Source organism: Kiloniellales bacterium, from assembly GCA_030066685.1.
In the GTDB taxonomy this organism is placed as follows: Bacteria; Pseudomonadota; Alphaproteobacteria; order Kiloniellales; family JAKSBE01; genus JAKSBE01.
Map to the genome: position 1 here is coordinate 1 of JASJBF010000059.1, position 14,285 is coordinate 14,285.

Sequence of the window (14,285 nt, forward strand, 5' to 3'; positions counted from 1 at the left end):
CCGCCTTCAACGAGGTCGAGGCGCGCTACGCGGAGAAGCGCAGCCTACAGCCCGGTCGCCGCCTGTCCTGCCAGGCCTGCCTGGCCGGCGACGCGGTCGTGGACGTGCCGCCGGAAAGCCAGGTCCACAAGCAGGTCGGCTGGTGCATGTCGGGCTCTTCGACCTCGACATAGTGGAGGCGCATCGCCGGGTCGAGCTGGATGTCGCGGACCTCGGCGCGCTTGCGCACGACCTGCTTGTGGACCTGGCTTTCCGGCGGCACGTCCACGACCGCGTCGCCGGCCAGGCAGGCCTGGCAGGACAGGCGGCGACCGGGCTGTAGGCTGCGCTTCTCCGCGTAGCGCGCCTCGACCTCGTTGAAGGCGGTCAGGTGGCCGGCCTTGCTGATCAGGCCGTGCTTGGCGAAGTCGCCCTCGGCGACCTCGATCTGGCAGCGGCCGCAGAGGCCGCGGCCGCCGCAGACGGAATCGATGTCGACGCCGAGCGCGCGGGCCGCCTTCAGCAGGGGCGTCCCGGCCGGGAAGCGGCCGCGGCGGCCGGACGGCGTAAAGACGACGCGGCTGTCCGCCTCGCTCATGCCTGCCTGCCTGGCCGGTCGGGCGCTGCGGTCATGGGTCTCGCCAGAATCCGTGGTCGCCGTCTTCGAGCTGCGGCAGGCCGTCGGCGATCTCGTAGTAGTCGCCCTTGTCGCCGACGAAGATGTGGGCTGCGGTCGCGAGCCCGTTTCCGTCGTCGAACGTGCCGGCCATGATCGAGACCTGGGCCGCGCCGTCGCGCTGCCAGAAGAGGTTGGCGCCGCAGCTGCGGCAGAAGCCGCGCCGCGCCGTCTCCGAGGAGCGGTACCAGCTCAGCGCGGCCTCGCCTTCGATGGTCAGGTCGTCGAGCCTGGCGGCGGTGGCGGCAACGTGATGGCCGCTGGTCCGGCGGCACTGGTGGCAGTGGCAGGCGACGACGGGCCGGAGCGCGCCGGCGACGCTGTAGCGGATCGCGCCGCAGAGGCAGCCGCCGCCGTATGTCCGTCCGCCCGCCGCCATACCCGACCGCTCAGCCCCGGCGGCGCCGGCGCTCGCGGCGCCCGCCTTCCGCACCCGCCTCCACCGGTTCGCGGTAGCGGGCGATCCAGCGCCGGCAGTCCCGGTCGTTGCCCAGCATGACGTTGGCTGCGCGGATCGCCGCCATCTCCTCTTCGTGCAGCGGGTTCATGATCGCCGAGGTCATGCCGGCGGTCGCCGCCATGGACAGGAAGACCGCATTCAGGGCGTGGCGGTTGGGCAGGCCGAAGGAGATGTTGGAGGCGCCGCAGGTCGAGTTGACCCCGAGCTCCTCGCGCAGCCGGCGCAGGATGTGGAAGACCTGCTTGCCGGCGTTGCCCAGGGCGCCGATCGGCATGACCAGCGGATCGACGACCACGTCCTCCTTGGGGATGCCGTGGTCCATGGCGCGCTCGACGATGGTCTTGGCGACCGCGAAGCGGACGTCCGGGTCCTCGGAGATGCCGGTCTCGTCGTTGGAGATCGCAACCACGGCGGCGCCGTACTTCTTGACCAGCGGCAGCACGCTCTCCAGGCGCTCCTCCTCGCCGGTGACCGAGTTGACCAGGGCCTTGCCCTGGTAGACCTCGAGGCCCCTGGCCAAAGCCTCGACGATCGAGGAGTCGATCGACAGCGGCACGTCGGTCAGCGACTGCACCAGCTTGACGCTCTCGGCCAGGATCGCCGGCTCGTCGGCCAGCGGGATGCCGGCGTTGACGTCCAGCATCGAGGCGCCGGCGGCGACCTGGGCGAGCGCGTCCGCCTCGACGGTGGCGTAGTTCCCGGCCGCCATCTCGGCAGCCAGTTTCTTGCGGCCGGTTGGGTTGATGCGCTCGCCGATGATGCAGAAGGGCTGGTCGAAGCCGATGACGACTTCCTTGGTCGCGGAGCTGACGACGGTGTGGGTCATGGGGCGGGCCTTCTCCTCAAAGACTGCGCCGGTCCCCACCGTCTCGCGGCGGTCCGGCGCCGCGCGCAGATGTCGCGCAGGCGCCGTTTTGGGGCTGGCGCAGCCGCGACCTCGGCTTGCCTATTTGCGCTGATCCCGCAGGCTCCGATCATGCGAACTCCCGCAGCACCTTGAAGCCCTTGCCCTGGCGGTCGATGACGAAGTCGCCGTCGAGCACGCCGTGGACCCAGGCCGCCGACTTGCGTAGCCCGCCCAGGGGATAGACGTGGACCCGGCGGATGCCGCAGTCCGGGTCCTCGGCCCGGTAGCGGGCCAGGTCCAGGACCAGGCGGTCGGGCGCGTTGACGGTCATGAGCTTGGCGACCCTGGTCGCCTGGCGGCTCAGGAAGCGCATCGAGGGGCCGACCCCGCAGGCCCGGGCGTGGGCCAGGAGGGTCTTGATCGTGGCCAGGCCGGGGACGCCGATGTGGATCGGGAGCCGGTTGCCGGCGGCGCGCAGCCGGCGGTCCCAGGCGATGATCGGCGCCGCCTCGAAGCAGAACTGGGTGGCGATGTAGAAGGCGGCGTCGCTGCGCTCGGCGAAGGCGTTCTTCCAGTTCAAGGCCTCGGCCAGGGCCGGCTCCGGGATGTCGGGGCTACCCTCGGGATGGCCGGCGACGCCGATGGTCCGGATGCCGTACTTGTCGAAGAGGCCGGTCTCGAGCAGCTGCATCGAGCTGTCGAAGTCGCCGAGCGGGTCGCTGACGCCGCCGCCCAGCGCCAGGACGTGGGTCACGCCGACCTGGTCCTGCAGGCGCTTCAGCCAGTCCTCCAGGGTCGCGCGGTCGGGGGTCGAGCGGGCCGCGATGTGGGGCGCCGCCTCGAAGCCCTCGGCCTTGAGGCGCTTGGCCGTGGCGATGGTCTCGGCGAAGTCGGAGCCGGGCAGGTGGGTGACGTTGACCGTGGTGCCCGGCCGCAGCAGCGCCCGGTAGTCCGGGATCTTGGCCGCGGAGCCCGGCGTGGTCTCGATCGAGAAGCCGGTCAGGAACTCGACGACCTGCTGCCTGGCGTCCTCCGGACCGGTTCTTGCTTCCATCACCATGGTTTCGTTATCGGCCTTCAGCGCGGCGCTGTCCATCATGCCTCTCCCGTCTTTTCCAGCCCGCCGGCCGCGACCAGGGCGGAGAGGCGGTCGTCGTCGAATTCGGTCTCCAGCCGTTCGGCCGCAGCGGCCGCCTCGGCCTCCAGGTCGTCGCCGCAGGGCTGGGGCGCGGCCCGCCGCCACTCCGCCAGGTAGGAGTCGGTGTCGCGCAGCTTGGCCTTCATCGCCGCCCGGTCGATCGCCGTCTCGAAGCGCTCCGAGAGTTGCCGCTTTGCCGTCTGGCGGCCGGCCTTGGCGATGACCTGGGCCGGGATGTCGCGCCAGTAGACGACGATGAGCTGTGCCATGGCTGCGCTCCGGTCTCTAGTCTGCGGCCGGACGCCCGTCGGCCATGAATTGCTCCAGGCCGCCCATGCCCGTGAAGCGGTAGCGGTAGGCCAGGCCGAGCCGCGCCGCCGCGGCCCGGGCCTGGACCTCGAGTGCCGGGTCCTCGCTCTGGGCAAGGTAGAGCACCGCGGTGTAGTTGCCGAAGTAGTCTTCCAGCAGCTCGGGGTGGCGGTCGAGGCCCAGGCCCTGGATCACCAGCCGGTCGAAATGCCGGACCAGGTAGTCGGTCAGGTAGAAGGTGCCCGGCTCCTCCTCCGCCAGGGTGTCGAAGGCCTTCAGCCCGGCGTAGAAGGCGTAGCAGTGCGGCCCGGGAATGCGCTCGACGCCCTCTTCCTCCAGGACCGCATCCAGGAGGCCGCCGGAGCCGCAGTCGCCATAGAGCACCTTGATGCTGTCATAGCGGTCGCGAGCGTCCCGAATCTTGCTGCGGACGCCTTCTGGGATCCTGGCCGGCGTATTGTGCCAGGCCGCCGGCAGGCAGCTCACGGTCATGTGGCGCCAGCCGTTGAGGCGGATCAGGTCGATCACCTCGCGCGCCAGGGCACCGCAGGCGATCAGCAGTGTCCTCGGGGGCGTTTTCTCGCTCGGCCGCTTCGACATGAGCCCACTCCGAGCGCCAGCGGCCGGCGCTACTGGGCGGCCCTGGCGCCCAGCTGGTTGTGCTTGCGGGCGATGAGGTCCTTGGCGGTCTCGACCGCGACCGCGGCGTCCCGGCAATAGGCGTCGGCGCCGATAGCCTCGGCGAAGGCCTCGTTGAGCGGCGCGCCGCCGACCAGGACGATGTAGTCCTCGCGGATCCCGTTCTCCTTCAGCGCCTCGATCACGACCTTCATGTAGGGCATGGTCGTGGTCAGCAGGGCCGACATGCCGAGGATGTCCGGCTTGTGCTCCTCGAGGGCCTCCATATAGGCCTCGACCGAGTTGTTGATGCCGATGTTGACCACCTCGAAGCCGGCACCCTCCATCATCATCGCGACCAGGTTCTTGCCGATGTCGTGGATGTCGCCCTTGACCGTGCCGATCACCATCTTGCCGACCTTGGGGGCGCCGGTCTCGGCCAGTAGCGGCCGCAGGATCGCCATGCCGCCCTTCATCGCGTTGGCCGAGAGCAGGACCTCGGGCACGAAGAGGATGCCGTCGCGGAAGTCGATGCCGACGATCCGCATGCCCTCGACCAGGGCCTCGGTCAGGACCCGGTAGGGCTGCCAGTTGCGCTCGAGCAGGATGTGGACGCCCTCCTCGACCTCCTCCTTGAGGCCGTCGTAAAGGTCGTCCTGCATCTGCTTGACCAGTTCGTCGTCGTCGAGCGCGCGGAGATCGAGATCGTCGTCGCTGTCACTCATGGCGAGTCCCTAAGCCTGCGCGGCCCCGGCCGCAGGTTGCGAAGTCTCGACCTTGCTTACGGGCAGCCGGCGGCGCGGGCTGCCTTCGGCGCGACAAATCCTGGTGAATCTGCGACGAAGCCCCTGAAATTCAAAGGCTTATTTGAATGCCAAGGTCGCTTGGCGGAGCTTTTCGGCAGCCGGCCGTGGCAAACCCGGGCTTGCGCCGGCCGGCATTGGGCGTAAGCTCACACAAAAGTTAGGGATTTGTCCCCCCGAAACGGGTTAAGCAGTTCATAAGCATTGTTGTTTTCGATGGGTTCCGAGTCGGGAGAGGTGGGCGAAGTCCTTGGCTGAGCAGGTGTGGACATGTCCCTGAGCGTCGCCATCGTCGGATCCGGGCCCGCCGGCTTCTATGCCGCCGACGCCCTGATCAAGCTCGACGTCGACTGCAAGATCGACCTGATCGAGCGCCTGCCGACGCCCTTCGGCCTGATCCGCGGCGGCGTCGCCCCGGACCACCAGAGCACCAAGAAGGTGACCAAAGCCTACGAGCGGACCGCCCAGGCCGAGCCGGTGCGCTACTTCGGCAACGTCCATCTCGGCCGCGACCTCTCCCTGGACGAGCTCCGCGAGATCTATGACGCCGTGGTCCTGGCGGTCGGCTCGCCCAAGGACCGGCCGCTGGAGATCCCGGGTGCCGGGAAGCGCGGGATCGTCGGCTCGGCCGCCTTCGTCGGCTGGTACAACGGCCATCCCGACTTCGTCGACCTGGCGCCGGATCTGCAGGCCGAGACCATCGCGGTGATCGGCAATGGCAACGTCGCCCTCGACATCGCCCGGCTGCTCGGCAAGACCCGCGAAGAGATGGCCTGCTCGGACATCACCGACTACGCCGCCGCGGCCATCGAGAGCTCGCCGGTCAAGGCGGTCCACATCCTCGGCCGCCGCGACGCCGGGCACGCCAAGTTCACCAACAAGGAGCTGAAGGAGATGGGCGCGCTCTCGGACTGCGCGCCGGTCGTCCACCCCAGGGACCTGGAAGCCGGCGTGCCGCCTGACCTGGACGAGCGCGACCGGCGCCTGGCCGAGAAGAACCTGGCGACCTTGAAGGCCTTCACCGAGCTCGACCCGGCGGGCAAGTCACGCCGGGTGGTCTTCGACTTCTGCGCCCAGCCCAAGGAGATCCTGGGCGGCGACAAGGTCGAGGCCCTGCGAATCGAGCGGACACGGGTTGTGGACGGGCGCGCGCAGGGCACCGGAGAGACCTGGGACCTGCCCTGCGGCGCGGTCATCACGGCGATCGGCTATCGGGGGCCGGCGATCCCCGGTGCGCCCTTCGACGATAGGCGCGGCACCTTCGTCCACGACGACGGCCGCATCGCGCCGGGCCTCTACGCGGTCGGCTGGTGCAAGCGCGGGCCGACCGGCGTCATCGGCACCAACAAGGCCGACGGCGACCTGGCCGCGCGACAGATCGTCGAGGACGCCGGCGCCGGCGGCAAGCCGGGCCGGGACCGGCTCAAGGCCTTGCTTGCCGAGCGCGGCGTGCGCTACATCGACTACCCGGAGTGGAAGCGGATCGAGGCGGCGGAGGAGGCGGCCGCGGCCCCCGGCGCGCCGCGCCGCAAGCTGGTGACGATCGGCGACATGCTGGCCCTGCTCGACGAAAATCGGGCTGGCACAGCCACCCCTTAGTCTCTAAGTAAAGGCGTGATCCCGACCCGGAGTCGCGGCGGCCGGTCCTTCGGAGCGACGCAATAGCCACATTCTCTCTGTGGCTGAAGGACTTACGGCATCGTGATAGGACAGGATCGAAAGTTCGTCATAGGCTTTCCGCTGCGCAGCAAGGAGGAACGACCCGATGGAGGGCAGCAGGAGTCTGCGCGCCACCGGACCGCGTCAGGAGATTGAATCCGCCGTGGTCCGCTTTGCCGGCGACTCCGGCGATGGCATGCAGCTGACCGGCGGCCAGTTCACTCTGACCACGGCGCTGGCCGGCAACGACCTGGCCACCTTCCCGGACTTCCCCGCAGAGATCCGGGCGCCCGTGGGCACCACCTATGGCGTCTCGGCCTTCCAGATCAACTTCGGCGCGCGCACGATCAAGACCTCGGGCGACGCGCCGGACGTCCTGGTCGCGATGAATCCTGCCGCCCTCAAGGTCACCTACGAGGACGTCAAGCCAGGCGGGCTGATCGTCGTCGACACGGGCGCCTTCAACGACAAGAACCTGCGCAAGGCCGGCTACGACGCGAATCCGCTGGAGGACGGCGCCCTCGATCGGGCCCGCTTCCTGAAGGTCGACATGACCGCCCAGACCCTGGAGGCGGTCAAGGAAAGCGGCTTGAACAAGAAGGAAGGCCTGCGCTGCAAGAACATGTGGGCGCTGGGCCTGATCTACTGGATGTTCGGCCGCGACCGTGCGGCGACCCGGGACTGGCTGAGGAAGAAGTTCGCAAAGCGCCCCGAGATTGCCGAAGCCAACATCGCGGCTCTGGACGCCGGCCACGCCTTCGGCGAGACCGCCGAGCTACCCGACGGCACCAGTGCCTACAGCATCCCGCCAGCGAAGATCGCGCCGGGCCTCTACCGGGGCGTGACCGGGGTCGAGACCATGGCCTGGGGCCTGGTCGCCGGCTGCCAGAGCGCCGAGGTGCCGCTGGTGTTCTGCTCCTATCCCATCACCCCGGCCTCGACCCTGCTGCACATCCTGGCCGGGCTGAAAGACTTCGACGTCACGACCTTCCAGGCCGAGGACGAGATCGCGGCGGTCAGCGCGGCGATCGGCGCCTCCTACGCGGGATCCCTGGGCATCACTTCGAGCTCCGGCCCCGGCATGGCGCTCAAAACCGAGGCCATCGGCCTGGCCATCGCCGCCGAGTTGCCCCTGGTCATCGTCAACTCGCAGCGCGCCGGCCCCTCGACCGGCATGCCGACCAAGACCGAGCAGTCGGATCTCTACCAGGCGGTCTTCGGCCGCAACGCCGACAGCCCCCTGGTGGTGCTGGCGGCCCGCTCGCCCTCGGACTGCTTCGAGGTCGGGATCGAGGCCGTGCACCTGGCGACCAAGTACATGACCCCGGTGATCGTGCTCAGCGACGGCTACATCGCCAACGCCTCCGAGCCCTGGCTGATCCCGGACGTGGAGGCGGTGCCGAGGTTCCCGGTGCACTTCCACCAACAAGCCGAGGGCTTCGAGCCCTTCATGCGTGACGAGACGACCCTGGCGCGGCCCTGGGTCAAGCCCGGCACCCCAGGCCTGATGCACCGCATCGGCGGCCTGGAGCGGGCCTACGGCAGCGGCCACGTCTCCTACGATCCGCAGAACCACCAGCGGATGACCGAAGCCCGGCACGCCAAGGTCGAAGGCGTGGTCCGCGACATCCCGCCGCAGGGCGTGGACCAGGGTCCGGGGAGCGGGCGGCTCGCGCTGGTCGGCTGGGGCTCGACCTACGGCCCGATCAGCCGCGCGGTGAACAACCTGCAGAGCGAGGGGGTCGAGGTCTCGCACATCCACCTGCGCCACATCTGGCCGCTGCCGGCGAATTTGGAGGCGCTGCTGAACGGCTTCGAGCAGGTCCTGGTGCCGGAGATGAACATGGGCCAGTTGCTGACCCTGCTGCGCAGCCGCTTCGTCCGGCCCTTCGAGGGCCTGAACAAGGTCTCGGGCCGGCCCTTCAAGATCGGCGAGATCGAGGACGCGGTCCGCGCCAAGCTGGAGGCGGCAAAATGAACGAGATGTCCCCGCCCGCGCTCACGCCCAAGGACTACGCGACCGACCAGGAGGTCCGCTGGTGCCCGGGCTGCGGCGACTACGCCATTCTCAAGGCGGTCCTCAAGACCTTGGCGGACCTGCAGGCCGAACCCGAGAACACGGTCTTCGTCTCCGGCATTGGCTGTGCCGCGCGCTTCCCCTATTACGTCGCGACCTACGGCTTCCATACCATCCACGGCCGGGCGCCGGCGGTGGCGACCGGGGTCAAGCTCGCCAACCCGGAGCTCGACGTCTGGGTGGTCGGCGGCGACGGCGACATGCTGTCGATCGGCGGCAACCACCTGATGCACGTCCTGCGCCGCAACGTCGACCTGCAGATCCTGTTGTTCAACAACGAGATCTACGGCCTGACCAAGGGCCAGTACTCGCCGACCTCGCGGGTCGGCACGCGCTCGCCCTCGACGCCGCAGGGCTCTCTCGACACCCCGGTCTCGGCCGCAGCCCTCGCCCTGGGCGCCGGCGCGCGCTTCATCGCCCGGGGCGTCGACACCCAGCAGAAGGTCCTGCCCGAGGTGCTGAGCCGGGCCCACGCCCACAAGGGCGCCTCCCTGGTTGAGATCTTCCAGAACTGCATCGTCTACAACGACGGCGCCTTCGGCCATTTCACCGAGCGCAGCGTCGCCGAGGACACCCAGATCCACCTGGCGCAGGGCAAGCCGATGGTCTTCGGCAAGGCGCGGGACAAGGGCCTGCGCCTGAAGCCGGGCAGTGTCGCCCTGGAGGTGGTGACGCTCGGCGAGGGCGGGGCGAGCGAGGCCGACCTCTTGGTCCACGACGAGACCAACCGCATCCAGGCGCAGATGCTGGCCGCCATGGAGCCGCCGGCCTTCCCGGTCGCCCTGGGCGTGCTTTACTGCAACCCCGGCGCCAGCTACGAGGCCGAGGTTCGGGCGCAGCGCGAGGCGGCCAAGGCGTCAAAGGGCGGTGGCGACCTCAAGGCCCTGCTGCACGGCGGTCACACCTGGACGGTGGGCACCTGAGCCGATCCCTCGGCCGGCCGCCGCGCCGGCGGTGCCGACATCTCCCCGATCTGGCAGAACGCCAGGGTCTCGCCGAAGAAGCGGCGGCCCAGGGCGCGCACGGCCTTGACCTCGGCGGTCGAAAAGGCGGCGATCCGGGTCTGGCCCCGGGCCCGCGGCGCCCGATGCTCGGGATGGCGGCGCAGGTAGTCGGCGAGGCTTTCCGCCACCAGCCGCGGCTGGCTGAGGATTTTCACCTCCGGCGGCAGGGCGGCGCGGAAGGCGGATTCCACCAGGGGATAGTGGGTGCAGCCCAGGATCACCTGGTCCAGGCGCCCGTCTTCGGCGCGGGCTCGCAGGGCACGGACTTCGGCGGCGACGTGATCCGCCAAGTGCTCCGCCGTGGCGCCGGCTTCGATCCTTTGCACCAGCTCCGGACAGGGCTGCTGGAGAACCTCGACCGCCGGGGCGCGCAGGCCGATCTCGCGCGGGTAGGCGCCGCTCTCCACCGTCCGCGGGGTGGCGAAGATCCCGACCCGTCCGGCCGCGGCTTCGGCCGCTGGGGCCTTGATCTCCCAGGAGACCCGGGTGACCGACTCGACCACGGGCACCAGGACGCCCAGCACCCGGTGCTCGGGAAAGCGCGCCGGCAGCCAGTTCTGCTGCAGGCGGCGCAGGGCCACCGCGGCCGCGGTGTTGCAGGCCAGGATCACCAGCGAGCAGCCGAGCCCGAAGAGCCGGGCGACGCCGGCGCAGGTCAGGCCGTAGACCTCGTCCGGGCTGCGCTCGCCGTAGGGCGCATGGCCGTGGTCGCCGAGGTAGACGAAGCGCTGTTCCGGCAGCCGCTCGACCAGGGCCCTGAGCACCGTCAGGCCGCCCGATCCGGAATCGAAGACGCCGATCATCCCTATTCTGGTCTCCCGTCTCGCTCGAAGGTTCGATCAGAAGAGCGGGGCAATCGGGAAAGGCTCGGGCAGCGGCGTGGCGGAAATATGGCCTTTACCCCGTGGCCGGGAAGACCGGGCAGGGCTCTGCCGACCAGAGGGCGTCGAAGAACCAGCCCTCGGTGACCAGGCCGTGGGCCCGGGCGATGTCCGGCGCCAGGGCGCGGTCCTGGTCGAGGAAGGCGACCCGGGCCCGCAGGGCGGCCATGACCGCCTGGAGCCTGGGGCTGGTCTCCAGCGGCCGCCGGAAGTCGACGCCCTGGGCCGCGGCCAGCAGCTCGATCGCGGCGATCTTGCCGAGGTTCTCGGCCATGCGGGCCAGGCGCCGGGCGCCGTGGGCCGCCATGGAGACGTGGTCCTCCTGGTTGGCCGAGGTCGGCAGGCTGTCGACGCTGCAGGGCGCGGCCATCTGCTTGGTCTCGCTGGCCAGGGCAGCGGCGGTCACCTGGGCGATCATGAAGCCGGAATTGAGGCCCGGTTCGGAGACCAGGAAGGCCGGCAGCTCGCTCATGTTGGCATCGGTCAGAAGGGCGATGCGCCGCTCCGAGAGCGCCCCGGCCTCGGCCAGGGCGAGCGCGATCATGTCGGCGGCCAGGGCGACCGGCTCGGCGTGGAAGTTGCCGCCCGACAGCACCTCGCCGGTCTCGGCGAAGACCAGAGGGTTGTCGGAGACCGCATTGGCCTCGCGCGCGAGCATGGCGGCGGCGGCGCCCAGGGTGTCCAGCACCGCGCCCATGACCTGGGGCTGGCAGCGCAGGGAGTAGGGGTCCTGGACCCGGTCGCAGTCGGCGTGCGAAGCGCGGATGGCGCTGCCCGCGAGCAGGGCGCGCAGGACCGTCGCGACCTCGATCTGGCCGGGCTGGCCGCGCAGGGCCTGGATCCGCGGGTCGAAGGGCACGTCGCTGCCGAGCGCGGCGTCGACGGTCAGGGCGCCGGCGTTGAGCAGCGCGGCGACGGCGTCCAGGCCGGCGAAGAGGCCGTCCAGCGCCAGGGCGGTCGAGACCTGGGTGCCGTTGAGCAGCGCCAGGCCCTCCTTGGCCGCCAGGGTCAGGGGCGCCATGCCGAGCTTCTTCAAGGCCTTGGCCGCCGGCAGGGTCTTGTCGCCCAGGCTGATTTCGCCCTCGCCAAGCAGGGCGGCGCTGAGGTGGGCCAGCGGCGCCAGGTCGCCGGAGGCGCCGACCGAGCCCTGGGCCGGAATCACCGGCAGGGCGCCTTCGTTGTGGAGGCGGACCAGGGCCTCGATGACCTGGGGCCGGAGCCCGGAGTGGCCGCGGGCCAGGGCGTTGATCTTCAGGACCAGGGCCAGCCGGACGACCCGCTCCGGCAAGGGCTCGCCGACGCCCGCGCAGTGGGAGAGGACCAGGCGGCGCTGCAGCTCGGCGACCTGATCGGCCGGGATCTGGGTCTTGGCCAGGCTGCCGAAGCCGGTGGTGATGCCGTAGACCGCCTTGCCGCTCTCGACCACGGCGGCCACGGCCTCGGCCGAGCGGCGCACGTCCTCCCAGCAGTCGGCGGCAAGCGCCAGGGGCCGCGCCTTGCGCCAGAGGCCGTGCAGCTGGGCGAGCGCGAGGGCGCCGGGTTGGAGCTGGAAGGTCTGATCGGGCATGGCGGACATCTCGATCGGAACGGCGGGCGGGCCGCCGACGGGGACCGCGACCTGCTTTAGCACCTCGGCGTGGCGCTGCGAAGCCTCTCGTGACCGGGGCGAAGGATCCCGAATGGGTCGCCCTCGCGCTAGGCGCGGCCGTGGCGCTGTGCCAGTCTGCGCTCAGCTTGAGCCCGCCCGGGACAGCAAACGGCAAGGGGAGCGATCGAGATGTCGCGTTCAGGCCGTCGCCGCAGACCGTCCGCACTGGAACGGCAGAGCGAGCCGGTGGCGCCGCCCGGTCTTCAGGGCGGTGTCTACCGGCCACTATCGGCAGGCGAGGTCGAGCGGATCGTCGCGGCCGCCGTCGAGGTCCTGGAGCGCACCGGCATCGAGGTCGTCGACAGCCCCTGCCGGGAGGTCTTCCGCCAGGCTGGGGCCCGGATCGACGCCGAGACCAACCGGGTGTACCTGGACGCCCGGATGGTGGAAGAGGGGCTGGCGCGGGCGGCCAAGGAGGTCCTGCTGGCCGGCCGCGAGGCGCGCCACGACCTCCGGCTCGGCGGCCGGCGGGTCTACATGGGCACCGGCGGCCAAGCGGTGAAGATCCTCGACCTGGACGGCGAGGTCCGCGAGACCCGGCTTTCCGACAACTACCACATCGGGCGGCTCTGCGATCCGTTGGAGCATATCCACTTCTACATGCGCCCGGTGGTCAGCCGCGACTTGGCCAACGACGACATCGACGTCAACCAGTTCTACGCCTGCCTGGCGGCGACCCAAAAGCACGTCATGGCCAACGCCTACCAGGCCGAGCGGGTCGGCGACCTCCGCGCCATGGCCGAGATCATCGCCGGCGGGCCCGAGGCCCTGGCCGCGCGGCCGCTGATCTCCTTCACCGCCTGCTGGACCGTCAGCCCCCTGCGCTACGCGCCGGAGACGGTCGAGATCCTCGACCGCCTGGTGGCCGAGGGCCTGCCGGTGGTGATCTCCTCGGCCCCCCAGGCCGGCGCGACCTCGCCGGCGGCCCTGGCCGGCACCTTGGTGCAGATCACCGCCGAGCAGCTTTCCGGCCTGGTCTACGTCAACCTGCTGAACCCGGGGCATCCCCTGATCATGGGCTGCGTGCCGGCCCAGGCCGACCTCAGGACCGGGGCCTTCGTCGGCGGCTCGGCCGAGTTCGCCCTGCTGAATGCGGCCTGCGCCCAGATCGCCCAGCACCTGGAGTTGCCGCTCTACAACTCCTCCGGCATCTCCGACTCCAAGGTACCGGACGCCCAGGCCGGGCTGGAGAAGGGCATCACCGGCCTGGCCGCGGCCCTGGCCGGGGCCAACTACATCCATCATTCGGCCGGCTTCCTGGAGAGCCTGCTGACCGTGGCCTACGAGCAGTTCGTCATCGACAACGACATCAACGGCGAGATTATGCGCCTGCTGCGCGGCATCGAGGTGACGCCGGAGTCGCTCTCCCTCGAGGTCATCGACGAGGTCTGCAAGGGGCCGGGGCATTTCCTCGGCCATCCCCAGACCCTGTCGCGCATGACCAGCGAGTACCTCTATCCCAAGCTGCTCGACCGGGACAGCCGCGACGATTGGGAGCAGAAAGGCGGCCAGGACCTGCGCGAGGCGGCGCGGGCCCGGGCGCGCCAGATCCTGGCCGAGCACTGGCCCCAGGCCCTGCCGGCCGAGACCGACCGCGAGCTGCGCCGGCGCTTCCGGATCCTGCTGCCGGAAGCCGAGATGCGGCCGGCGGCCTGAGGCCGGCCCGGGCCGATGCTGGAGCGGATTGCGGCGGCCCTGGCGTCCCTCGGCCTGATCCTGCGCGGCGGCTTCCGCCCCGATCCGGAGGATGCCGTGCCGGCGCTGCGGGACGCCGCCGCCGCCGGGACCTTGCTGCTGGTCGGCAATGCCGGACCGGCGATGTGGCAGGCCTTCCAGGCCGCGCCGGAGGCCGCCGACCGCAAGGCCAACCCTTTGGACCGCTGGATCGCCCGCGGCCTCGGCGCGCTGGCCGAAGACCTGGGCGCGGAGGCCCGCTTTCCCTTCGAGGGGCCGCCCTACCTGCCGTTCCAGCGCTGGGCAGCGAAGGCCGAGGGTCTCAAGGCCTCGCCGCTGGGGATCCTGATCCACCCCCGCTTCGGCCTTTGGCACGCCTACCGGGGTGCCTTCGCCTTCCGGGAGGCGCTGCCCCTGCCGATCTCGGAGGCGGCCCCTTGCCCCTGCGACGCCTGCGTCGAGAAGCCCTGCCTGCAGGGCTGCCCGGTCGGCGCCTTCGCCGACGGGAGCTA

The 14,285-nt window shown here is 70.6% G+C and carries 14 protein-coding genes; 5 read left to right on the top strand and 9 right to left on the bottom strand.

The annotated features are described in order from the left end of the window. Positions 1–25: 25 nt before the first annotated feature. The 7 genes from QNJ30_26905 to QNJ30_26935 all read right to left on the bottom strand — a co-directional run bounded on the left by QNJ30_26905 (position 26) and on the right by QNJ30_26935 (position 4,752). Positions 26–577, bottom strand: coding sequence for a 2Fe-2S iron-sulfur cluster-binding protein (locus QNJ30_26905; protein ID MDJ0947098.1), 552 nt, complete (start codon positions 575–577; stop codon positions 26–28). Between the two features lie 31 nt (positions 578–608). Continuing rightward, positions 609–1,034, bottom strand: a complete 426-nt coding sequence (locus tag QNJ30_26910) for a GFA family protein (protein MDJ0947099.1) — start codon at positions 1,032–1,034, stop codon at positions 609–611. A 10-nt stretch (positions 1,035–1,044) separates the two neighbouring features. Further along, complete coding sequence (locus QNJ30_26915) at positions 1,045–1,941, bottom strand: methyltetrahydrofolate cobalamin methyltransferase (GenBank protein ID MDJ0947100.1); 897 nt, start codon at positions 1,939–1,941, stop codon at positions 1,045–1,047. Between the two features lie 148 nt (positions 1,942–2,089). Then, positions 2,090–3,061 (bottom strand): methylenetetrahydrofolate reductase, encoded by a 972-nt coding sequence (locus QNJ30_26920; GenBank protein MDJ0947101.1) that lies wholly within the window; start codon positions 3,059–3,061, stop codon positions 2,090–2,092. Further along, entirely contained in the window at positions 3,058–3,369 is a 312-nt protein-coding gene (locus QNJ30_26925; GenBank protein ID MDJ0947102.1) for a virulence factor, read from the bottom strand. The genes QNJ30_26920 and QNJ30_26925 overlap by 4 nt, the downstream gene beginning before the upstream one ends. Before the next feature lie 16 nt (positions 3,370–3,385). Further along, on the bottom strand, positions 3,386–4,009 hold the full coding sequence (locus tag QNJ30_26930) for a DUF1638 domain-containing protein (protein MDJ0947103.1): 624 nt from the start codon (positions 4,007–4,009) through the stop codon (positions 3,386–3,388). Positions 4,010–4,038: 29 nt separating this feature from the next. Then, positions 4,039–4,752 carry a B12-binding domain-containing protein gene (locus QNJ30_26935; GenBank protein ID MDJ0947104.1) on the bottom strand — a complete coding sequence of 238 codons (714 nt, stop codon included), beginning with the start codon at positions 4,750–4,752 and terminating at the stop codon, positions 4,039–4,041. 348 nt (positions 4,753–5,100) lie between these two features. Between QNJ30_26935 and QNJ30_26940 the strand changes: the two genes are divergently transcribed. The 3 genes from QNJ30_26940 to QNJ30_26950 all read left to right on the top strand — a co-directional run bounded on the left by QNJ30_26940 (position 5,101) and on the right by QNJ30_26950 (position 9,489). Continuing rightward, positions 5,101–6,429, top strand: a complete 1,329-nt coding sequence (locus tag QNJ30_26940) for an FAD-dependent oxidoreductase (GenBank protein MDJ0947105.1) — start codon at positions 5,101–5,103, stop codon at positions 6,427–6,429. A gap of 166 nt (positions 6,430–6,595) precedes the next feature. Next, the gene (locus tag QNJ30_26945) at positions 6,596–8,467 is read left to right on the top strand and encodes a 2-oxoacid:acceptor oxidoreductase subunit alpha (protein ID MDJ0947106.1); all 1,872 of its coding nucleotides are present in this window, start codon (positions 6,596–6,598) and stop codon (positions 8,465–8,467) included. Further along, positions 8,464–9,489 (top strand): 2-oxoacid:ferredoxin oxidoreductase subunit beta, encoded by a 1,026-nt coding sequence (locus QNJ30_26950; protein ID MDJ0947107.1) that lies wholly within the window; start codon positions 8,464–8,466, stop codon positions 9,487–9,489. Before QNJ30_26945 ends, QNJ30_26950 begins: the two co-directional genes overlap by 4 nt. Here QNJ30_26950 and QNJ30_26955 read toward each other — a convergent pair. Both QNJ30_26955 and hutH read right to left on the bottom strand, forming a co-directional pair. After that, the gene (locus tag QNJ30_26955) at positions 9,465–10,373 is read right to left on the bottom strand and encodes an aspartate/glutamate racemase family protein (protein ID MDJ0947108.1); all 909 of its coding nucleotides are present in this window, start codon (positions 10,371–10,373) and stop codon (positions 9,465–9,467) included. The two genes, QNJ30_26950 and QNJ30_26955, sit on opposite strands and share 25 nt — an antisense overlap. Positions 10,374–10,467: 94 nt before the next feature. Further along, the gene (hutH, locus tag QNJ30_26960; GenBank protein MDJ0947109.1) at positions 10,468–12,018 is read right to left on the bottom strand and encodes a histidine ammonia-lyase; all 1,551 of its coding nucleotides are present in this window, start codon (positions 12,016–12,018) and stop codon (positions 10,468–10,470) included. Positions 12,019–12,228: 210 nt separating this feature from the next. On the opposite strand from hutH, the gene QNJ30_26965 reads away from it, so the two are divergent. Continuing rightward, a complete protein-coding gene (locus QNJ30_26965) occupies positions 12,229–13,755 on the top strand; it encodes a trimethylamine methyltransferase family protein (GenBank protein MDJ0947110.1) in 1,527 nt (508 codons plus the stop codon). Between the two features lie 15 nt (positions 13,756–13,770). Next, on the top strand, positions 13,771–14,285 hold a 515-nt coding region (locus QNJ30_26970; protein ID MDJ0947111.1), incomplete at its 3' end, for a ferredoxin.